This is a genomic window from Streptococcus mitis, from assembly GCF_009496155.1.
Taxonomy (GTDB): domain Bacteria; phylum Bacillota; class Bacilli; order Lactobacillales; family Streptococcaceae; genus Streptococcus; species Streptococcus mitis_BQ.
Genome location: NZ_WIJP01000003.1, coordinates 139,003 through 160,033, shown reverse-complemented (window position 1 = coordinate 160,033; position 21,031 = coordinate 139,003). Strand labels below are relative to the sequence as shown.

Genomic DNA, 21,031 nt, shown 5'->3' with positions numbered 1-21,031 from the left:
CAGGCTGTTTTAGAAGCTATAAAATTTTCCGCAGCTTCTTCCGCAGATGGTCTAACCTCGCATAGATGGCACCAGTCGTCAAATGCACAAGCGGGGCAATCTCCTTTGTGGAATACCCCTGCATTTTCAGCAGGACGATTTTCAAGGTACGCCCGTCCACCGTGACTAATACTTGATAGAGATTTTCGCTCTCAATCTCTTCCAGTAACTCCGCAACCGTACCCACTTCCGCCTGCCGCTCCCTGCCTGCCATGTCCTCAAGATATTCCGCAACGTCATTCGTCCATCGGTAAAACCGCCTGTTGGAATTGAAGTCTGCCCTGTCCGCCATGCGTATCTGCTCAATGGTCGCTTCATCAACGCCGCACTCACGCAGCAGCTTTTCCTCCGCTTCTTTCCAGATACGCCATTTCCTGTCCTCCCGTCCGTGGTTGTATGCCATTCTTACTTCCTCCAATCAGAATTGATTGAGAGGGCAGAGAAAAGCCCCCTCATCTTCCCAAAGGAAAAAACAAGGGGGCTGAACGCCTTAAATTTTAATTTTCTATTATCTTTCTTAGTTTTATTAGGATTCTGGCTTTGCGTTTGTTTACAACGCTCTGGGTTATGCCCAACCTCGCCCCGACTTCACGCTCGGAAAGTCCGTCAAAAAAGATTGCCTGTATCAGCTCCTGTTCACTATCCGACAGCAAAGGCAGGGCGGCTTTCAGCCTGTCCACCATGACCGCATTGACAACGGTTTCTGCAATGTCCACCGCTTCATCAGTGATAAAGTCCAGAGGATTCCCCTCGCTGTCCGTAAATCCGTCGAGAGATAGCAGTCTATTCTTTGTATCTAATTTTTGCAGATAACGCCACCGTTCCTTGTCACGGTAGAAGTCTGTGTATTGCTCCCTCACGACTTCAAGCAGACAGCCTTGAATGGGGATAAACAGCTTGTCCATATAGGTCTGGTCGGATTCCCTGCAACGGCAGAACTCCGTGTAGGATAATTCCACATAGCCGCCACTTTCTCTGATATATACCTTTCTTGGTGCATATTTCACCATAAATACCTCCCATCTGAATTTTTGAAATGTAAAAAATCCAGATGGAGAGGCGGAGAACGACACCGCATATCAGAAACAGCCCTACGGCACTTTCCAACAAAAATCGACAAAAGAAAAACCGCAAAGGCTCTGTGACCTTTACGGTTATAGGAAATAGTAATTCTATTGTATGGAGATTGTACTTCTACTTTCAAGGTGAGAAGTACCGTTGCACTGGCAGAAATTTTTTTAACTGGTTTCCTGCCGTTCTCTGATATGCTATGTATTGATAAATTTTGCTTCGTATGAGCAGATAGATAACTGCCCGAAAAAAGGACATAAAAAAATCCCTCCAAATTTAAAAACAAATTCAGAGGGTAATTTAGGGTATAACAAAATAACCCACCCGAATATCGTTTTTTTTATTTGGTGAGTTTGTTCTTTCAAATACGAAACAAAAAGAGCCGATGATTCGTGAATTGTTCCACAATTTCATCGGCTCTGCGTCTTAAGCGTCTGGCTCTTTGATGACAGTTATCTTCAAGTTGTCAACTTTAATCAATCTTTCTTGTCTGCATTTTGGACAATAAAGGGGATAATTCTCCAAAACAGTGTCCTTCCTAATTTTATTACGGGTTTTGCTCCCACAAACAGGACACAATATCCATTCGCATTTCATCATAATTAGTCTCTAATCCTTTCAAATCTCATTTTATATGACTTTTACAAGCTGTTAAGCTAACTTGTGGAACATATGCCGAACCTTATCTATACGGCTATTCGGGCGGCGGGGTTGGCAAATAAATTTACCAATAGCTGGCTGGTATCCTTTTAACTCTGTCAAGCAGACTCCCTGCCCATTTGTGAAATAAGTTAAATCGTTCCTGTATTCTTGAATACATCTAGCAGGGATTTCTCCTTTCAGAATGACCTCGTCATTCTTTATCTGAGTACTTACAATATCTGCACAATACCTTGGAGCATCATGATACGCCCGTGAGAGATATTCCTGCGGTGCATAAATTTCAAAGTGGAGATATGGCTCTAATAGTTCTGTCCCTGCTTTTTTTAAAGCCTGCTCCAATACGATAGGGGAAAGCAGCCGAAAGTCTGCGGGGGTACTTACAGGACTATAATACAATCCATATTCAAAACAGATTTTACAGTCTGTCACTTTCCATCCATACAGCCCCTGCTCGCAGCCATAAAGAACCCCCTCCATAACCGCATTTTGGAACGATTGATTTAAATATCCAAGTGAAACTCTGCTTTCATACTGCACTCCGCTTCCAATAGGGAGCGGCTCTATGGACAACCCGACAGAAGCCCAGAAAGGATTTGGCGGGACTTCTATGTGGATGGTATATTCTGCTTTTCTAAGCGGTCTTTCCATATATATAACAGTAGGCTCTTTTATTTCTGCCTCCACATGATATTTTTCCTCAAGGATGGCACAAATGACTTCCATCTGCACATTCCCCAAAAAAGAAAGTATAATCTCATGCGTTGTAGTATCCACATAATATTTTAAAAGAGGGTCGCCATCTGAAATTTCTGTAAGTGCCCCAAGCAATATTTCCCGCTGTTCAGATTTCTTTACTGCAATCGTTGTTTGGAGCATAGGGAGAGGATTTTCAATAAATTTTCTCTGCGGCAACAGTATTTCGTTCCCCAAAATACTGTTTAGCTGCAAAACATCATTTGGTAAAATTACAATATCACCAGAGCAGGCTGTATCGGATGAATATAATTCACCGTTTGTCGGAACACACATCTCTGTGATTTTTATTTTCTCTTTTTCAGATATTCTAATAACATCCCTCAAATGCAATGTTCCGCTATATATACGCACATAAACAAAACGCCGCCTTTTCTCTGAATATTCAATCTTAAAAACCTGCCCGCATAGTTCAGATTGACCTTCAGGCGTTGATGAATAAAATTTACTGGCAATTACTTCTATAAGCTGCCGAATCCCCAGATTGTTTTTAGCGCTTCCGTGATAAACGGGAAATAACGTTCCGTTTTGGAATCTCCTGTTTTCTTCCTGTTCCAGTTCTGACATTTTAAACGGTTTCCCTGACATATATTTCTCTAATAGTTCATCGTTTCCCATAATTACCGCATCCCACTGTTCCATATCGTCATTGTCCGTTACATTTATATGGGGATGCTGCCCAACCTTTTGCTTCACTATAATTTCCGAAGAAAGCTTTGCTTTCATTTCCCGATATACCATTGGCAAATCAATCCCCTCTTGGTCAATTTTATTGATGAAAAAAATTGTCGGAATCTTCATTATCTGTAGTGCATGAAACAGTATACGGGTCTGTGCCTGTATGCCATCCTTTGCAGAAACTAATAATACTGCTCCGTCTAATACGGATAAAGAACGGTATACTTCCGCCAAAAAATCCATATGGCCTGGCGTATCTATAATGTTGACTTTTACATCCTCCCACTGAAAAGATGTCACTGCTGTCTGGATAGTGATTCCCCTTTGACGCTCCAAATTCATTGTATCTGTCCTTGTTGTGCCTTCATCTACGCTCCCTAGTTCTGCAATTGCACCACTGGTATACAATAAACTTTCCGTTAATGTTGTCTTTCCTGCGTCAACGTGAGCCAGAATGCCTAAGTTAATTATTTTCATGTGATTTTCCTCCTATCAACACCCAAAAAAGGGCATAAAAATACCCAGTGATAAATACTCCTATCACTGGGTAAATAACTCCAATAGCCCCAAAACACTTATATGTTTTCGGGCATATAAAATTACATGATAAAAGTATTCTTAAACTGGGTACAAAAAACTAAGCCCCATATTAAAAGTGAAACGGGACTGCTACTTTTTGTTCCCACTATCAAATTGACAGTTTATTTAAGAATACCTTGCCGCATATTTATTAACTCCTTGTATAATACTGAATCTAATTATATTCCTTAACCCTTTATTTGTCAAGCTGACAAACTAAAGCAGAAAAAGCGGCAGGATTTCCCCCTGCCACTAATCATCTGTTTATGCAAAAATAATTTCCTTTTCCACAATCTCCCTCGCACAAGCCCTTATGTTATTGAGGCATCCTGTCCATTCTAAGGCGTTTTCTGCCTTTAGCTGTTCCGTTATGCCCTGTGCCTGTTTCATACCCTCTATGAGCCTTTCAAAGCGTTCCTGTGCCTGTCTGTTGATGTCGGCAAGGTAGGCGTTTAGCCTGCCGCTTGTAAGAAGATTGGTGTATGTAACTTTACGGTACTGTTTTAGATAATCTAAATGCCGTTGCCCCCAGATGCCTATTGCCTGTTCTTCTTCGGCGGGTACAGTTAAGCACGGTATCAAATAATCCCCTTGCCTTTCGTATTTGCCGCCCAGTTCCTCAAATAATGATTTTGCCATTGTCTGTTACCTCCACATTCTTTTTTATTTTGAATGTCCGCAAAATCCGTCCTACATCACTTGGTCTCCACGGTACATCCAGATGATGAACTGCTTTCATCTTGCTCTGAACATTTAAACCTGTTCCTCCTTTTTCAGTTGAGGCAAGAAGAATCCGCACCTCTCCTGCATTGACCTTTCGAGACAAGCTATTCTTCTTTTCATCACTATTGGCATCATGTACAAAGGCAATTTCCTTACTAGGGACTCCTCTATCAACTAATAAAGCCTTAATCTCAGAATAAACATCAAAGCCATTGTCCTTTTTCTTAGGTGTTCCAATATCTGAAAAAATCATCTGAGTAGCCTTATTTTCCATTCCTTCTCGATAAATTCTCTCAACATTATCTACTACCTGAAGCAGTTTATGATTGTCTGCTAGACTATAACTAGAGTCCAATAAACGCATATCAATAGCTAATTTTCGTGCCTCACCCGTAATTTTTAACATGTTATCCTGGCTTGGATCAACTGTTCCACATTTAACCGCATCTGATCTCATAACTAATTCTTCTAAATAGAGTTTCTGGTTTTTAGTTAACTCACTCTCAATAGGGATAATACGAGCTTCTGGAACAGGTAAATCTAACATATCTTGTGTTTGAATGTCGGCTGTTTCTTTATAGATTTTCATCAACTCAGGTAGATTGACAAATTTTTTAAATCGTTTCTTAGGTTGGTACTTATCCCCTGTAGGAGCTAATTCCATAGAGTTTTGAATTTCTCCAAAAGCACCTACCCAAGAGTCAAAATAATCAACTTGATAGCGTTTTAAGATATCTGGTTGAATATAGTTCATCATAGTATACAACTCACTAATAGAATTGGAAACAGGTGTTCCTGTCGCAAAGACAATATTCTTAAAATCATGTTCTTCCTGAATCTGTCGAACCTTCATTTCCATATCCACGTTCTTCTTAGAGGTTGTATTGGTAATCCCTGCTACATTTCCAAGTCCAGTAATTGGACGAATATTTTTAAAGTGATGTGCTTCATCCACAAAGAGAAAATCAATTCCTAAGTTCTCAAAATCAATAAAACTATCACGATTAAAGCGTTGGAGTTCTTCCAATTGTTTCTCTAGACCACTTATTGATTGCTCTGCTTCTTTAACGGTATACTTATTTTCAGAATGTGTTTTAATCTCTCGTAGTTCATTGAGTTTATCCTCTATATAGTTCATCTGTCTTTCCTTACTGACAGGGATTTTTTCAAATTGAGAATCCCCAATGACAATGGCATCGTAATCTCCTGTAATAATACGAGAAACAAATTGTTTTCTTCTCGCCTTCACAAAATCTTTCTTAGTGGTCACAAAGACTTTTTTAGTAGGGAAAAATTTCATGATTTCTTGGCCAAACTGAGCAGACAAACTAGAGGGCACCACATACAAGGGTTTATGAACCATCCCCAACTCCTTTAATTTAAACCCAGCACCAAGCATGGTCAAGGTCTTTCCTGAACCTACCTCATGAGCTAATAAGGCTCTTTTTTCTTCTATAATTCTTTGAATGGCATTCTCTTGGTGAGGACGAAGACTGATGTTTTGTGCCAAGCCATCAATGACTAGATGGCTACCATCATACTCTCGACTAACCGTCCGATTATAAAGACGATTGTAACTTTCTTCAATGACTTGTTGGACTTCTGGATACTGTGAGACAAATTCTTGAAAGAGCTCTTGTAAATGCTGCTCTTTTGCTCTTAGAACAGAGGTTTTTTCCAAATCTGTGATGGTCTTTTTCTTTTCTCCTTCCGTAACAGTCATGGTAATCGTCGGTTGGTTCGAATTAAGTAAATTCTCAAAAATCTTTCTTCCTGTATCATAACGTGACCCACTAACTCCAAGACTACTATCTTTGGCACTTGGATAGCGATAAGCAAATGATGTCCTTAAATGAACCTGGCCATCGACAGGATTCACTTCAATGACTTGTTCAACATCTGGCGAAGACAATTCAAATTCACGATTGGTAAAACATTCAAAGGCAAATTTACCATAAACGGATTGAGGAATCCAACGTGACCCTATTTTAAACTCAATATCTGCCAGATGAATCCTTGGAGGGCGAACAGATTCTAACAAATCTAAAGCATGGTTCCAATCATATTCTTGGTTGTTTTCCTCCACTAATAGTTGAACTACTTCTATCTTGTTGAGAATATCTCCTGATAAAAACTGGTTCTTAGAAAGGTATTTTCTTTCCCCTCTTAAATAGCTTTCTGGATCCATTAAAATCTGGTCACCTAACTCATCTAAAATAGCAGCTTGGCTATGTTCGGGATAAATTGATACCATATAGTCTAAATCAACCCCTCTACCATCCGATAAACTAGAGTTTAAGGCATCTAAAGCCGTTGATACTCTTGTAATCACTCTCTCCGGCCTAACCAATGCTTTCTCAAAGGCTAAAGATTTTTTATATTTTACTTTCTGATCTTTAGAATCAATGTATTCATCTTCTAAACTTGCTAATAAAGAATACTTATCGTCACTATCAAATAAGTTCCGATTGACTGAGGCATTCAAGTATCCAAATTGACTTACAAAGCGATTATAGTCACGATTGAGTTTACTAAGTAATACCTGAAAATCTGTCCGACTATAATCTGGATGACGTTGAATTTCAATTAAGGATTGATAGGTCTCTCTCAAATCAACCATGCCCTTAATGCGACTAATATCCTTATCCGATAAGGGACTTTCATAAAAGACAGTTTTTTTGAACAGTCCCTTATATTTCCCTCTTTTACTCGCTTCTTCTGACTTGTAAACATCTAGTGCTTCCTCATCTGTCAAATGAAGTTTCACAAATCGGTCTATTTTATGTTCAGACAAAGAACTGTCCCAAGCCTTAAACTCTCCCTTCTCGTCTACATAATAACTAATTTCGTCTACTTTTGAACTTTTCCGAATGCCATGCGTATCTCGGTAATAAATTTGATTTCCCTCATATCCAAAAGAATAGAGCGCTAAGTCCTCACGTATAAGACTTGGGATCGAATTATCCACTTCTTCTTGGATAAAAACAGGTGCTTTCAAAGAATTGTCAATTGGTTTAGGTTCTTCCACATTTTCTAACGCTTCCATAATGGCAGTAGCTAATGTTTCTGATACCCCCTTTACATTGAGGGTTCCTCCATTAAAATTACGTACCTCATATTCACCCAAAACTTGTGTATTGTATTTCCCATCAAAATAAGGATTGATCCAGACACGCTTATCCTCCTCAAAGGGAATAGAGCCACTAAAGACAAGTTCTTCCTCATTAAGATTCTTTGCTTGATCTTTTTGAAAGAAGAGAAGATCTGTGGTCACTCGAGTACCTGCAATCTTTTTAAAAGCCGTATCTGGCAACCGAACTCCCCCTAAAAAATGAGTGTTGGATTTAATCTCTTGTAAGACATTATCTGTCCGTTTATCCATTGTCCCAATAGATGAGATAATCGACACTTGTCCTCCGTCTCTTACTAAATCAAGTGAGTGTTTGACAAAGTAATCATGAATCATATAAGGTTTATCATAGTTTTTATCGGCAATGCGAAAATTTCCAAATGGTACATTCGTTAAGACTAAATCAAAACTATTATTTTGATAGAGAACTTCTTCAAATCCTCGCACTTCAATATGGGTATTGGGGTGGAGTTGTTTTGCGATTGCGCCAGTCACACTGTCTAATTCAACCCCATAGAGTTCTGATTTATCTCGTATACTTCTAGGCATAGCCGCAAAGAAGTTCCCAGTCCCCATAGAAGGATCTAATATCCTTCCTCCCTCAAAACCATCATCCAGTAATTTTTGCCAAATCTGGCGAATAATCATTGGGTCTGTATAATAGGCTGTGAGAGAACTTTGTTTCATAGTGGAGTATTCTGATTTACTTACTAAACTCTTAAGAGTTAAACGTTCTGTTTCATACTTTGGATTGAGTTCATCGAAAAATTCATTGGCAAGACCACCCCAGCCGACATACTTGGCTAGTAGTTCTTGTTCTTTTGGATTCGCTTGTCGTCTCTCTTTTTCTAATCTTTTAACAAGTTCAATAGCTGCGATATTCGTTTCAATCTTTTCTCGATTTGTCTTAGGATAAAAGTCCTCTAAATCATCTGGAAAAACAAAATCTTGAACAGGGACATCCGTCTCTTCTATGCCTACAATAAGCGTTTCTGTTTCCTTATCCTTTTCCTTTTCATTATCCTCTTCCAGATAGGAAAACAAATCTATTTCCTGGCTTCCACTTGGTGATTCAATCTCAATATCTGAATCTTCTTTTTCAAGTTCTACATGAGACAATACTTGTTCAATCTCTTCCAAACTGTTCAAGTATAAGATAGGATTCTCTTCAAATAACTGGTTGGAATAACTGAATAGCTCTAGGCGAACTAAGTCATTTAACTGAGCATTTTCAATCGAAACCAATTGAAATACTTGTCCTTTATAACTTACTTGTGAACCGATTGGATATTCTCTCAAAGCTTCTTCTACAATTTTATCTACTTTAGATAGGGAATGAACTTCCACATTTTCTTCTACCTGGTCAATATTATCTAAAGGTAAGACTGCTTCCTCTACTTGCTTAGACTTTTCTCTTATAGCCTTTACTTCATCAAAATGAGTAATAATCTTCAGCTTTTGGGTCAGTGGTAATTGTTTGTAGTTTTCTTCATGATGGACAAAATCCGTAACAGTATCTAAAGTAGCCATCAATTCTGAACCCAAATAGGCTAGAACATCTCCTTCTTTTTCTTCAAAATGAATCTCAAGAACCTCTTTTTTTAGTTCTTTGGAATCAACCATTAGAAGAAACTCCTCTATATCTCTACTAATGCGGTCAGATAGATTATTCGCAACCCGATAGACATTGACTAAATTGACATCCTGATTCTGATGACATACAAGCTCACTTAATGGTTCTAACTTCTCTTTTTCAGATTGGATGTAAAATCGAGTGGAAAGATTATAGGATGCGACTTCTAGCACCAAGTTTTTCTCAAAATTACTTAATTGAGATAATTTACTTAGACCTGCTTGTCCAAAATTTCTTGTGTAAGTTTCTAAATCTTGTTCATTATTTTCAGAACTGGCCTCTAGAAAAGAAACAATATCTTGATGAAACGAGTAGACATGAGGAATCTCTTCTATCTTGCCCTCTTCAGTCAAAAAATTCTCTACCAAATCCTGCCATTTCTCATCAAAATGTTGCGCTTGATAACGAAGAAATAGGTCCATTCTCTCCCTATCTTTTGGAATTGTTCCTCGAAACATAGCCAATAATTGCATTACTTCCATACTTGCTCCTTTCATCTATACGAAAATAGGAGAATCACATGATTCCCCTACAACTCTATCTCCATTTCAACCTCTTGAGGACTGGTTTCTAAATCACTAGACAAAAGAGAAACGGCATCTGTTCTCATGTAGTAAGTATATAAGTCTTCAAGGTCTTGTTCGTTTTCAATCCCTGTTTCAATACTAATAAGAGCCTGTATAAATTCCTTGTAGTGACTCTCCATCATATCTGAAATCTTTTGTTTCATTTCCATAAATACTGAAGACGGTTCAGTTATACTTGTTTGGTCTATGTCTTGTAAATCCTTTTCTAAGGGATTGGTTCCTTCTTCTACTTCCACTAAATCTGAACGTCCATCACCATCAGAATCTGCGCTAAGAGGATTGGTTCCTAGCGCCAATTCTTGAGCATCAGTCAGTCCATCTTGATCCGAATCACGTTGATAAATGGTTTCCATATACTTCCTTCTTTCCTAGTTAATCTTTTTTCACTCCAATCCTACCAAATATTCCTTGAAAGAAGTATCACAACAAAAAAAGAGAACGAGCCAAAACCTCGTTCTCCTTAAAATGATAAAACGTTACTATCAAAGTAAAAAAGATGACTTACAGAACCTGTAAGCCACCTAGTCAGTCGGTTTATTCTGGTGTCTGCCACCGCTTGGCCCTTACGTCCAAGATTGCTATCGGATTTCGTTCTGGTGTCCGCCACCGCTTGGCCCTTATGTCCAAGATTAATATCAGATTGAACATGAGCCGACCACTCATCTACACCATTATTCTAACGAATATGAGCTACAAACGCAAGAGAAAAACTTATTTTGGATTTATACACTATAAAAAACATACACTATCTTCAGATTGAACTTTTGTTCAAAATAAGCTATAATGAATTTAAGTAGAAACAGGAGGTAGAACAAATGGCTACAATCAGTTTAACACGTGATATAAAACTAACAAACGAAGATGCTCTAAAAATTCTTAATCATAAACCATCTAAAAAGCTACAAGCCGTCTTGAAATCTATTGAATCACAGGACGCTACTGCTCCAACGAAAAATAAACTCATTTCAAAGTATCTGTAAGATGACAATTCAAGTAACACCACTTAAGCAATATCTTGAAAATATTCAAGTGCTAGCTCCCGATAAAACTGAGAAACAAGTTCAGGATCTATTTAAAACTATCATTTTAGAAAATGTTGATTTCAAAGGTAATGAAGAGATGTTGACTTATCTATCTGATAAAGCCCCCAATTTTGAAAAACAACATCGTTCTCGTAATTTTATCGTTGAAGAAACTGAAACAAATAACATCATAGGATTCTTTAGTTTATCTCTCAAAGTTGTTGATATTTCTGATTTAGAGAAATCCTTAAAAAAGAAACTCGTCCTCAAAGGGAAAAGTCCCAAAAATATTGATTATCTCCCTGTGTTACTTATCGGTCAATTCGGCAAAAACACAAAGCTAAATAAACTATCAGGACAAGAGTTATTTGAAATTGTAATTCAAAAAATTGAAGAATTTCGAGCAATTGTAGGAACTCAGATGGTATTTTTAGATAGTATCAATCATCCTAAAGTCATTCAATTTTATGAACAGTTCGGATTTGTTGCTTACAGTCAATTGATTAAAGACGATCATCAAGTAAGTTATCAACCTATGGCATTAAATATGTCACTCTATAAAAAATAAGAATCATGTCACCTAAACTGATGACATGATTCTTTTATTTCACCGTATAAGCAAAACTGATGGCACTATCTGCTTGCGAGATTTTTCTAAAGGTATAGTTAGGGTTGCCACCATAGTTAGTTTCAGACACAAGGAAAGAACCATCATCGTAGACCTTCTCTACAAAAGCCACATGACCATAGTCTGCTGGTGTACCATGTGTACCTCCCACAAAAGAAACAATAGCACCTGCTCTTGGTGTGGAACCTGTTTCTCCTCCAAGACTTGAAGCTGTCGCAACCCAGTCCTGACCATTTCCCATGGTATTAATGATTGAAATCTTCTCTCCATTACTTCCTTTTAATTTTAAGCCTAATTGATTCATACGAGCCGCAACACCCCATGTACATTGTCCATAGGCATAGGCCATTCCATCTCCACCACCAGGAACAGAATGATCATACAAGTCCTCACGAACCCCTTCAAGGGATTGCGGGTCACTTTTTGCCTGTCCTCCATTTGTCTGGCTAAAGCCTTTTTCAATTTGGTAATACCATTCCGTTGCTCTGGTTTGTCTTTCCAGTAGTTTGTCACCAGAATTTCCCTCCCAATAGGTAAGGAAGAGTTGGGCCAGATTGGCTGCACTGCCCGTATTTTTAAAGAAATCCTTTAACCAACTTTGATAGTAAGGACTATCCCCATGAAGCATAAAATCAAGTTGGAGGTCTAAATCATACCACTTCTTATTTTTGCTATGTGCATAATTCAATAAAGCTGTATGACGTGTTGAACCATCTGCAGTATCCGTCCATTGCCCTAACCCCAAACCTCTATGAAGAATAATAGGATAAGCACCACTATAAATGGCTGGTCCTCCTATCGCTAACCAGTTTTCATCATCCCATGAGGAATCGGTAGCTCCAACTGGAGGAGATAAATAATCTCCCTCAGCTCGTTTAGGATTGATAGAAGACTCTACCGACCAATTTCCTAAAATAGCCGCAATGGCTTGGGGACTTGCCCCTTGAGATTTCAAAGACTCATAAATATGTTTTGCTCGTTCAAACTCATCTCCACCAAACTGACCAATGGCAGGTAAGATAGTTGTCTGAAGTTGAATGACTTTTGGAAAATAAAATTGCGGATTGACATACACCAATTTTTCTTTCTTGTTCTTATACTTTTGATAGGAAACTTTCAAACCTGTATCATCTGGTGTTTCACCAATAACATCACCCGTTAGGACTCTTGTCCCCTCAATCGCACGGCCATTATGAATAGAATGCAAGGTCAATCGACTCTCATTCTCTCCTTTTCCGTTAGTGAGAATAACATCATCTCCATCTAGAGATACAACTCCATCCATTGGTGCGACAATCGTTTGGTGAGCCTTCGCTTCTAATAAAATGTACTCCTGAAGAGTAGGTTTTCCGTCTAAATCATAGTAGCCATAACGATAAGTCATGGTTAAACTATCTTCGTTGCTTTGTCCCTCAAACGGATTGTCCAATTCCTGCATGGAAGCATAGACACCCTCTTCTTTTAGTTCCTTCATTTCCTCTTGATCGTCTTTCGAGAGTTTATACTTAGGAGTTTCATAGAGGTCTTGCATGGATTTCAAATCTTCCCCATCGTTTAAATCATGCCACAAAGTAGACAGATAATCCTTGTAAGTTTCGGAACTAAATAAGTGAACTGGTTTGTGTAACTCATAGTCATGAAATTTAAAGTTCATATACCCCATCACATCATCAACTTTTGTGTAATAGGTAATTCCTTTGTCATTTGTACGAGTATGTTCTGCATCTTCCCAAGTTAGGTGAGTATAAGCTTTTGTTAATTCAAATTCATCTTGTTGAATCAAACTAGCAGATGAAAATCCTAAAAAGAAGCTCATCATAAGTAAAAGAAAAAATACTATTCCTCCAACTATCCAGGTTGCAGGATTTCCAGCCGCAAATGTAAAGAACGAAAAGGCTGTTTTTAGTTTATGATAGATGTTTCGAACACTGGTAAGACCTTGTTTCTTTAACTTTCGAAACCGATTTTTAAAGGAACTTGGGTTATCTTTCGCTAGTTTCCATCCTTTTCCGGCCTTAAAATTATGGTATCGCTCTTTGGTGTTAGCTAGTCTCTTCTTCGTAAAACGACCTGTTGCTTGTCCTGTTTTAACACTAGCTTTTCCAAGATTATAAGAAAGCCGGCTGTAGCGTTTTCCTTTTCTAATGGTCTCTTGTAGCGTGCGATAGCCTTCTAAATCTTCATTTTCTGAAGCTAACTCTCCACCTTCACGTCCAAGGACATAAAGAAAAGTTTTGGCTTTCCTACTGACTTTTTTGGACTTATAGGCTTGTTTAGTAGATTTTAGATTCTCTTTTGCGGCCTTGACTTCTTTCTTAGCTTTCAATTCTTCTAAACTCTTCCCTTGAAAGAAAAAATTAGATTTTGCTTTCGTTTCCTGACCATAGAGAAATTTTTGATTGGTTTTTCTTTCTTTACGACTCTCTTTTCTTTCTTCTTTTGCTTCTACCTTAGCTTCCTTAAATTGCTTCTTGGCTATTTTCAATCGTTTCCTAGCATGAGGTAATCGTCTGTCTCTTAATTCTTTGCGATTCAAAAGAGATGGAGGACTATTTTGAAGAATATGATTGTAGTCTTCATTTGCTTGTTTTACTCTAGCCTTTGAAGCTTCTCTCATCTCCTCTAGCTGTTGCTTTATCTCTTTTTTCCATGCTTTTTCATCCAGTACAGCGGAATCTTTTTTCTGTTTTCTCACCTCCTTCTTTCCTTGTTTCAAGAATTTCTTCTCATCTTTTAAACTTCTTCTAAATGCCTTTCGGGCACGTATAATTTCTCTTTTATCCTTCATTTACCTTCCCCTTAGTTAGAAGCCATTTTATCAGGATCCGTACTCATAATATCAAACAATTGAGTACCTTGAGGAATCTTATTTTTGAAGGGAACAACAACTGAACCTGCTTTTATTAGTCCTGCTCCTTTTTCTGGATTGACTAGGTATTTTTCGAGTTCTTTTGACAAGCCTAAGAGTTGAACCAGTTCTTCTCGGTCATTTTTTGCTTGCTTGAGGAGAATCATAAATTCACTATTTGCAATAATCCGTCTACCATTTGGATCTAACAATAAGGTTTCGACGTTTTGAGTTATCCCAGTCGGACTAGCTCCATATTTTCTGACACGACTCCACAATTTAAAGAAGAAATCACTGGCATATTTATCTAATAAGAGAAGCTGCATTTCGTCAAAATAAATCCAGGTCTTCTTCCCTAATTTTTGGTTCCGAACGACACGGTTCCATATCTGATCAAACACTACCATAAGAGCGATTTGTTTCAGCTCATCTCCTAACTTTTTAACATTATAGATTAAGAAATTAGATCCTGTCTGAATATTGGTCTTATGAGAAAAAATATCAAGAGAACCTTCGACATACAGTTCCATATCAAGTGCCAAATTCTGCGCTTCTTCTTCTGGTTGTTGACTCAAGACGAATACCCATTCCTCTAACGAAGGCTCTTTAAATGACTGATAGGTGAGTCTCGTGACTCGGTCGATAATCGATTTTTCTCTTCCATCCATTTTCCTATCCAGTAGCTTGCCGATAAAGGATAAAAGAAATTCTGATTTTACCTTTACAGGATCTTCATCCATATTTTCCTCAGACAAGTCAAGGACATTGAGATAGGTTTGGGAATCTGGCGCAATATCAATCATTTCTCCTCCAAAAGCCCGTCCAATGACACTGTACTCTGCCTCTGGATCCACGATGATAATTTCTGTATTTTCACCAGATTCCTTGATTTTTGTCGTGATAATCTCATGCTTGGTTGCCATCCCTTTACCAGCTCCAGATGTTCCTAAAATCAGACCAGACGGTGTATTTAATAGGCTGCGATCAATGGTAATAATATTGCTTGAGATTTGATTGATGCCGTAATATTTCCCACTGCGGTCTTGTAAGTCTACTGAAGTCCATGGAGAATTCACTGCTACATTGGACGTTAATAAACTCCGTGATACACCCTCTAAAAAATCACAACCAAATGGCAGCAAACTATTAAAGGCTGCTTCTTGCATATATGGAAGTTTATCAATCATTAAATCATTTGAGCCAGCCACTTGTTGGATCGTGTCTAGGGCTTGTTTGAGTTCTTCTTCATCCTGACCAAAGACCCCAATCAAGAAGACTGTTTGAAACAGTTTATCTCCTGTCTCTGTCATGGTTTTTAAGAGTTCCTCAGCTTCATCGATATTGCTTTCTAATACATGACCTACTTTTTCCAAATAGATACCTGTACGAGCAAGTTTTTGTTGTTCCCCAATCTTTTGGGATTCCATCAAGGTCTTCTTTGTTCGTAGTTTCTTCATGGCATCCGCCTTGGTCGAACTTTGAGCATGGAGGCTTACAATCAATTCCAAATCTCCTTGCATGAGGTCTCGGATAAACTGATCACCTAATTCCATGCCGTAGTCTCTCACGTAGACAATCTGTAATAAGCGGTCATTGATTTGTAGGTAATTTTTGTTTTTAAAATCCAAGAGATTAGGTGCTATGAAGTGTCGAGTTGTCTGACCAGATCTCGTTAAATCACGGTAAGAAAAAGGAAGATGGTGTTCTCCTCTAAGCATATCTGCCAATAAGTTGACACGGTCTTCTCCAGCCAAGGATTCAAAGCGAGCATCAATTTCTGAGAAACCACTCTTGAAATATTCGCCTATTTGAGACAAGGAACGATAGGCTTGTTTGGGATTAGAATCCTTTCTCCCAAAGCTAATCAGTTTCACAGCTGAAAAGTTATTTTCACCACTGTCTAAATTCTGATTCATCATCCGATTCAATTCTTTACGATAGGTATCATATCCATCTTCTTTTTCCTCATACAGAACACTCTGTCTAAACTTTTCTAAATTCAATCTTTTATTAAAGATGGTCAATTGGAAGTTGGTTTGGTCATCTAGGGAGTTAATCAAATCAGAATACTTCTCAATGATTGCGCCCTTATCTTCTAAACCAACGGTCTGGTAATTGACATCACCAAGTAAGTAGCTTTGTGAGAAATAATCTTCTTTTACCTGCATCAGACCATTTTGATACAGGGCTTGATAGGAAATAGTATTAGCCGTTGAGGGTAACACTTCCTCTTTTTTTCCTTTAACTACTTCTTTCTGATTAGTCATTGAAGTTTTTTGTTTCTTTAATGTATTTGATTTTCTTTTCATGTTCAGGTCCTTTCTTTCCTGTAATTGTGCGTAGGGGAACCGTTAATTCAAAATGAAGACGGTATTTCAAATAATGTTCAAAATATAAATCATTGGGTTTATAGACTCCAAAAAGCATGAGGGGGATGGTAAAAGCAAACACAAAACCGTAAACAAACCAATCTCCAAATTGCCAGAAAAAGAGATTCAAGCCCAAAACAATAATTGTGACAATAAAGGCTGGTAAAACAAAGATGATTTGTCTTGTGGTGAAACCTAACCAAGCCCTGTGTTGGTATTTTGAGATGTCTTTAAAGACACGTGTATTCATGACTTTCCTTTCTAAAAAGGCTAAGAAGCAATCACTTCCTAGCCTTTATCTAATTACATACCTAAGATTGAGCGAGCCGTACGTTGAGAACCAACGAGGGCAATAATCAGTAAGATAGCTTGTACCAAACTACCAAACATAATCGCAAGTGATTGCAAGACTCCTGCACCATTTGAAACAGCTATTTTCCCAGCAGATTCAAACAAAGGAACAAGAGAAACAATCAGAAAAATAAGAACCCCTTGTACCGCATAGACCATAATATTTTTTAAATAGCCAATACCAATAGACTTCCACTCATCACTTAAAAATGTTGGAATCGTAAGAGGGGCAAATGGAATCATAAGGTAGAGTTGAATAAATCGAATAGATACCAAAAGATTGACCATGGCTGCACTTACTATCCGAACTAGCCAAATGAGGAGTGCAAAAAAGCCCACAATCATCCGGCCAATAAATCCTGACCCTTTTAATCCAGAGATGGTATCATACTTTGCCCCACCGTGAGCCACAATCGAGGCCACTTGTTCAATGGCGTGACTCGCAATCCCGATGATAGCTTCTACAATAACGGTAGTGTTGTTAATTACCACTGCGACCATGATATAACTAATCAACATCGGCGCTAATGCTTCAAAGGTCATCGCTCCTCCTGAGTTAGCAATTTTCTTTGCCATCTTCGAAAATTCTAAGATGAGAACAACTGATAAAATCGCAACTCCAAGAGGCTGCATGACACTTTTAGTAATACTAGACATATAAGTCCAAACGGTTGGATTATAGCTAGATAGAGATTTAATCAGATCTACCGTAGATTGTAAATCCACATTAAATCCTTCAAATAAATTTTCAGCTGATATTTTTTCAGATGCAAGGTAAACAAAGGGTGAGACTAAACTAAGATTCATGTCATTGTTTATCCTCCTAAATTGAAATTTGAGTTACAAAGGCTCCAGCAGCCCCTACCATAACACCACCGACAATTTCCAGAATGGCATTCCGAACACCTGGTCCACCATCTTTAATGTTGGTTGCAAGGTTGACAATCCCTACAACAACGAGAAAGGCACCAACCGCAATCAATCCCTTCTGTAACAAAGACATAGCTTGTGCAAACATAGCACTTGCGTCTACTCCATAAACAAAACCTTTAAAATGCGTAATCATCTATTTCCTCTTTTCTATTTTTATTTTAAACTAGATTCAAAAGTTAAATCACGAACTCTAAGGCCATCAAGATGATTTTCTTGTCTTTGATTCAAAGGATTGATTTGATAGTTCCACCACCGTTCGTCGGTTTCTTGATTGGCTAGGTACTTCCAGTTTGGATGCTTAGTGGAATTGTATTTTTTGCTTTTAAAGACAGGCATATTGGCAATTCGGACCAAGCATTCATGCCGTTTCATATTTCCGACTTCATCAGGTGTCATTAAATCACGAGCAATCTTTTGATGAGAAAGGGATCCTGAACCTGTCTGGCCAAAGGAACGACTAGTATTTCGAACATCAATGGTTTGTTTACCGAGTAATCCACTCATAAATTTAAAGGTATCTTCATCATTACCACCTAAGTAGACTAAGCTATCACAGTTCCCCAAAATGGTTTTCCAAGCTTCTTTTTCTTTATAGAGCCCTTGAAGTTGGGCAATATTTTGAAGAATGGGAACGAGACTCATGTTCCGAGAGCGGACTGTTGAGGTTTGTTCAGCAAAATCTGGAATTTCTCCGATATTTGCGAACTCATCTAAGTAGACTCTCACATGAAGAGGCAATTGACCCTTAAAATCAATATCTGCTTGTCTTGTTAGGGTTTGAAATACGGTTGAAAAAAAGAGGGCTGAAAGAAAGCGAAAGGTACTATCGTTATCTGGGATAACTAAGTAAACCATTGATTTTTCCTTGCCCCATGTCTTCATATCAAGGGTATCTCTTTTGGTCAAATCCATGACACTTTGAATATTGAAGAGGGCAAATTTAGCAGTGGTTACAGCTATGACAGAATCCAGAGTCTTATCCTTATAATTTTGAAAATCTGCCCAATTTCGCATGGTAAAATTTTCAGTTCCATACTTTTTAGCATAATTTTCGAATAGAATTTCTAAGACACTTTTTTCTTGGTTTTCACCCTTGGATAAGTGTTTAATGAGTTTTGAGATTTCAGCAAAACTTGGATAACGCCCTCGTTTTTTTCGCTCTTCCACTTCTTTTTTTTGACGTTTCAACAAGTTTTGGTATTCCTTTTGACTTAAACGACTTTCTTCTATGAGCTGTTCTCTTGTTTTAGGTGGATTATAGAAATCGACCAAGTAGGAGGCTAAAGCTCGGACCAAAGTCATAGAAGCTTCATCCCAAAATGGGTCACTACGGGAGCCAGAGCCTTTGGTGTTATTGAAATAAACCGTCAGCATGCGATTCAAATCATTTTCTGTCTCTATATAGCGAAAAGGATTGAAGCCATCTGAGTTCTTCATATTGACTAAATCTAACACCTTTACTTGGTAGTCATGTTCTAAAAAGAGTTTGCCTGTTTTCTCGGCCAAGTGATCTTTAGGATCCACTACAATATTAGAACTATTCATCTGAATCAGATTGGGTTTCACAAAGCGAAAGGTTTTCCCACTTCCTGAACCTCCAATCACCGCAATATTCTTATTTCTATCATATTGGGGTGATTTTTTATCTAATAATGTCAAACGAACATCTTGTGCTAAAATCGTATCATGAGAAAATTCCTTACCGTAAAAGAGCTTCTTTTCTTTTAGAGTTCCAAAACGGGCGCTCCCGTATTCTACCCCTTCTCGGTATTGTTTTTTACCAGTCTCTAGATAGAGATAAACCAGCAACATCATCACAAAACCTAGTAGAAAAAAAGCACTTGATTTTCCAGTAAAGGAAACATTCCATGGCGACTGAAGAACTTCATCTTGACCTTCCATTAGAAGATGAGTCCATTTATCTAAGGTATTTCCAGTATAGGAATCATACAAAAGCGTCAAACGATGAAAAAGATAGCCTAGTAAGATACCTAACAGTGAGAATAGTAGGAATTTCTTTCCACTGTACATCATCTCACCATCTCTTTCTGTTTGACGGCTCCTTCTTGTCTAAAGGTAATTTGGGATTTCGCCTCATCAATTGCATCGTCTAATGACTTATCCATAGTAAAATCAGCTAATTTCTCCGGATCATTAACCATTTTTTCTAGCAGATGGTCTAAATGATTGTCTAGAATCGAACGGTCTTTCGTATAGAAATGTAGAGAATCCCCTTGCCAAGCGATGGCTAAAGGAATCTCTTCTTTTTCTAAAAAAGCTTTAAATTTCTCTATATCAATTGGTTTGTCTAAAAAATCTTTTTTCAGATTAATCGTGTCAATCGAATAAGGAGATTGTAGCAATTCTTCTAATTTCTGCACCCCTATCTTATAGGCGGAATCCTGTGCTAAAGCCTGACGTCTAGACCATTCTAGAATCTTTAAGAGACTTCTTACAGTAAATAAAAGACTACGCTCTGCATATTGAACTGCCATTCGTTCCTGTTGTTCAGAGGACATCTGAGGCCTCCTTCTTCACAAATAGCAGCTTTCCTTCTTTATAACGATAAGCTATCAATTTCTGACGTTGCTTAATCGACTTGACAACCTGCAGTAGATCTCTCGAATAAGGTTCTCGAAGAGTAACTTCTACTGCTTTTCCATCAAAGATACCAACACGTTTAAATTCAATGTAGTCTTTTTTGAGATGTCCTAAGCCCATACCAAAAGGAAAGTGATGAATCAATTGGATGGTACAACCACCTTTATTTCCCATTTGTTTCAAATCATACAAGTTTACTACCTTCATGATTAACTCCTTTATCTAGTTTGTCGCATCGTTTAAGTCTGGTAACGATAAACTCCGTGTCTGTTAGAAAATTCTCACACACGTCTTGTGCCAGTTGCCCTTCACAGGGAAATACTCTCAGTCCCTACTTACACAGGCACGCTAATCAAGACGGAGTGAATTCAATTTTCAAAGAACAGGTAGCTTTATTATAGATAAGAGTAGTTGAAATTTTTA

At 38.1% G+C, this 21,031-nt stretch carries 17 protein-coding genes and 1 pseudogene; 3 read left to right on the top strand and 15 right to left on the bottom strand.

Features of this window, described 5'->3' with window-relative positions:
* Positions 1-16: 16 nt before the first annotated feature.
* The 7 genes and pseudogenes from GEZ84_RS03015 to GEZ84_RS02975 all read right to left on the bottom strand — a co-directional run bounded on the left by GEZ84_RS03015 (position 17) and on the right by GEZ84_RS02975 (position 10,209).
* Positions 17-442, bottom strand: a complete 426-nt coding sequence (locus GEZ84_RS03015; protein WP_000323895.1) for a sigma-70 family RNA polymerase sigma factor — start codon at positions 440-442, stop codon at positions 17-19.
* Positions 443-536: 94 nt separating this feature from the next.
* Positions 537-1,049 (bottom strand): sigma-70 family RNA polymerase sigma factor, encoded by a 513-nt coding sequence (locus GEZ84_RS03010; protein WP_000241709.1) that lies wholly within the window; start codon positions 1,047-1,049, stop codon positions 537-539.
* Positions 1,050-1,536: 487 nt separating this feature from the next.
* The gene (locus tag GEZ84_RS02995) at positions 1,537-1,710 is read right to left on the bottom strand and encodes a cysteine-rich KTR domain-containing protein (protein ID WP_002779755.1); all 174 of its coding nucleotides are present in this window, start codon (positions 1,708-1,710) and stop codon (positions 1,537-1,539) included.
* Between the two features lie 51 nt (positions 1,711-1,761).
* Positions 1,762-3,681: a tetracycline resistance ribosomal protection protein Tet(O) gene (gene tet(O) / locus GEZ84_RS02990; RefSeq protein ID WP_000691758.1), complete on the bottom strand. Its 1,920-nt coding sequence runs from the start codon at positions 3,679-3,681 to the stop codon at positions 1,762-1,764.
* A 366-nt stretch (positions 3,682-4,047) separates the two neighbouring features.
* The gene (locus GEZ84_RS02985; protein WP_001129922.1) at positions 4,048-4,422 is read right to left on the bottom strand and encodes a TnpV protein; all 375 of its coding nucleotides are present in this window, start codon (positions 4,420-4,422) and stop codon (positions 4,048-4,050) included.
* A 7-nt stretch (positions 4,423-4,429) separates the two neighbouring features.
* A pseudogene (locus GEZ84_RS02980) lies at positions 4,430-9,751 on the bottom strand (DEAD/DEAH box helicase family protein); the annotation flags it as partial.
* Between the two features lie 47 nt (positions 9,752-9,798).
* Entirely contained in the window at positions 9,799-10,209 is a 411-nt protein-coding gene (locus tag GEZ84_RS02975; RefSeq protein ID WP_020903369.1) for a thrombospondin type 3 repeat-containing protein, read from the bottom strand.
* Between the two features lie 143 nt (positions 10,210-10,352).
* On the opposite strand from GEZ84_RS02975, the gene GEZ84_RS10685 reads away from it, so the two are divergent.
* From GEZ84_RS10685 to GEZ84_RS02965, 3 genes are read left to right on the top strand one after another with little or no spacing between them, the layout of a single operon-like run.
* Positions 10,353-10,616, top strand: coding sequence for a hypothetical protein (locus GEZ84_RS10685; protein WP_134813146.1), 264 nt, complete (start codon positions 10,353-10,355; stop codon positions 10,614-10,616).
* Positions 10,617-10,671: 55 nt separating this feature from the next.
* The gene (locus tag GEZ84_RS10680; RefSeq protein WP_000201399.1) at positions 10,672-10,836 is read left to right on the top strand and encodes a hypothetical protein; all 165 of its coding nucleotides are present in this window, start codon (positions 10,672-10,674) and stop codon (positions 10,834-10,836) included.
* A 1-nt stretch (position 10,837) separates the two neighbouring features.
* Entirely contained in the window at positions 10,838-11,446 is a 609-nt protein-coding gene (locus GEZ84_RS02965) for a hypothetical protein (protein ID WP_153223434.1), read from the top strand.
* A gap of 34 nt (positions 11,447-11,480) precedes the next feature.
* Here GEZ84_RS02965 and GEZ84_RS02960 read toward each other — a convergent pair whose 3' ends face one another.
* Genes GEZ84_RS02960 through GEZ84_RS02925 form a run of 8 tightly spaced genes read right to left on the bottom strand, consistent with a single transcriptional unit; the run spans position 11,481 to position 20,815 of the window.
* Positions 11,481-14,294 (bottom strand): phage tail tip lysozyme, encoded by a 2,814-nt coding sequence (locus tag GEZ84_RS02960; protein WP_153223433.1) that lies wholly within the window; start codon positions 14,292-14,294, stop codon positions 11,481-11,483.
* 11 nt (positions 14,295-14,305) lie between these two features.
* Entirely contained in the window at positions 14,306-16,663 is a 2,358-nt protein-coding gene (locus GEZ84_RS02955) for a VirB4-like conjugal transfer ATPase, CD1110 family (protein WP_194252011.1), read from the bottom strand.
* Complete coding sequence (locus tag GEZ84_RS02950; protein ID WP_001097589.1) at positions 16,614-16,973, bottom strand: PrgI family protein; 360 nt, start codon at positions 16,971-16,973, stop codon at positions 16,614-16,616. The genes GEZ84_RS02955 and GEZ84_RS02950 overlap by 50 nt, the downstream gene beginning before the upstream one ends.
* Before the next feature lie 53 nt (positions 16,974-17,026).
* Positions 17,027-17,881: a conjugal transfer protein TrbL gene (locus GEZ84_RS02945; protein ID WP_153223431.1), complete on the bottom strand. Its 855-nt coding sequence runs from the start codon at positions 17,879-17,881 to the stop codon at positions 17,027-17,029.
* Positions 17,882-17,897: 16 nt separating this feature from the next.
* A complete protein-coding gene (locus GEZ84_RS02940; RefSeq protein WP_000627865.1) occupies positions 17,898-18,140 on the bottom strand; it encodes a hypothetical protein in 243 nt (80 codons plus the stop codon).
* A 20-nt stretch (positions 18,141-18,160) separates the two neighbouring features.
* Positions 18,161-20,038 carry a VirD4-like conjugal transfer protein, CD1115 family gene (locus GEZ84_RS02935; RefSeq protein WP_153223445.1) on the bottom strand — a complete coding sequence of 626 codons (1,878 nt, stop codon included), beginning with the start codon at positions 20,036-20,038 and terminating at the stop codon, positions 18,161-18,163.
* Entirely contained in the window at positions 20,038-20,526 is a 489-nt protein-coding gene (locus GEZ84_RS02930; protein ID WP_000093687.1) for a hypothetical protein, read from the bottom strand. The genes GEZ84_RS02935 and GEZ84_RS02930 overlap by 1 nt, the downstream gene beginning before the upstream one ends.
* Positions 20,516-20,815 (bottom strand): hypothetical protein, encoded by a 300-nt coding sequence (locus tag GEZ84_RS02925; RefSeq protein WP_000869753.1) that lies wholly within the window; start codon positions 20,813-20,815, stop codon positions 20,516-20,518. The genes GEZ84_RS02930 and GEZ84_RS02925 overlap by 11 nt, the downstream gene beginning before the upstream one ends.
* Positions 20,816-21,031: the final 216 nt, after the last annotated feature.

What these genes read in the sequence shown, in the direction of transcription:
- GEZ84_RS03015 (WP_000323895.1), bottom strand. Translation starts at nt 442, where the DNA reads ATGGCATACAACCACGGACGGGAGGACAGGAAATGGCGTATCTGGAAA.
- GEZ84_RS02965 (WP_153223434.1), top strand. Translation starts at nt 10,838, where the DNA reads ATGACAATTCAAGTAACACCACTTAAGCAATATCTTGAAAATATTCAA.
- GEZ84_RS02995 (WP_002779755.1), bottom strand. Translation starts at nt 1,710, where the DNA reads ATGATGAAATGCGAATGGATATTGTGTCCTGTTTGTGGGAGCAAAACC.
- GEZ84_RS02925 (WP_000869753.1), bottom strand. Translation starts at nt 20,815, where the DNA reads ATGAAGGTAGTAAACTTGTATGATTTGAAACAAATGGGAAATAAAGGT.
- GEZ84_RS02985 (WP_001129922.1), bottom strand. Translation starts at nt 4,422, where the DNA reads ATGGCAAAATCATTATTTGAGGAACTGGGCGGCAAATACGAAAGGCAA.
- GEZ84_RS02940 (WP_000627865.1), bottom strand. Translation starts at nt 18,140, where the DNA reads ATGATTACGCATTTTAAAGGTTTTGTTTATGGAGTAGACGCAAGTGCT.
- GEZ84_RS10685 (WP_134813146.1), top strand. Translation starts at nt 10,353, where the DNA reads ATGACTTACAGAACCTGTAAGCCACCTAGTCAGTCGGTTTATTCTGGT.
- GEZ84_RS02935 (WP_153223445.1), bottom strand. Translation starts at nt 20,038, where the DNA reads ATGTACAGTGGAAAGAAATTCCTACTATTCTCACTGTTAGGTATCTTA.
- GEZ84_RS02950 (WP_001097589.1), bottom strand. Translation starts at nt 16,973, where the DNA reads ATGAATACACGTGTCTTTAAAGACATCTCAAAATACCAACACAGGGCT.
- GEZ84_RS02930 (WP_000093687.1), bottom strand. Translation starts at nt 20,526, where the DNA reads ATGTCCTCTGAACAACAGGAACGAATGGCAGTTCAATATGCAGAGCGT.
- GEZ84_RS02960 (WP_153223433.1), bottom strand. Translation starts at nt 14,294, where the DNA reads ATGAAGGATAAAAGAGAAATTATACGTGCCCGAAAGGCATTTAGAAGA.
- GEZ84_RS03010 (WP_000241709.1), bottom strand. Translation starts at nt 1,049, where the DNA reads ATGGTGAAATATGCACCAAGAAAGGTATATATCAGAGAAAGTGGCGGC.
- GEZ84_RS10680 (WP_000201399.1), top strand. Translation starts at nt 10,672, where the DNA reads ATGGCTACAATCAGTTTAACACGTGATATAAAACTAACAAACGAAGAT.
- GEZ84_RS02975 (WP_020903369.1), bottom strand. Translation starts at nt 10,209, where the DNA reads ATGGAAACCATTTATCAACGTGATTCGGATCAAGATGGACTGACTGAT.
- GEZ84_RS02955 (WP_194252011.1), bottom strand. Translation starts at nt 16,663, where the DNA reads ATGAAAAGAAAATCAAATACATTAAAGAAACAAAAAACTTCAATGACT.
- GEZ84_RS02945 (WP_153223431.1), bottom strand. Translation starts at nt 17,881, where the DNA reads ATGAATCTTAGTTTAGTCTCACCCTTTGTTTACCTTGCATCTGAAAAA.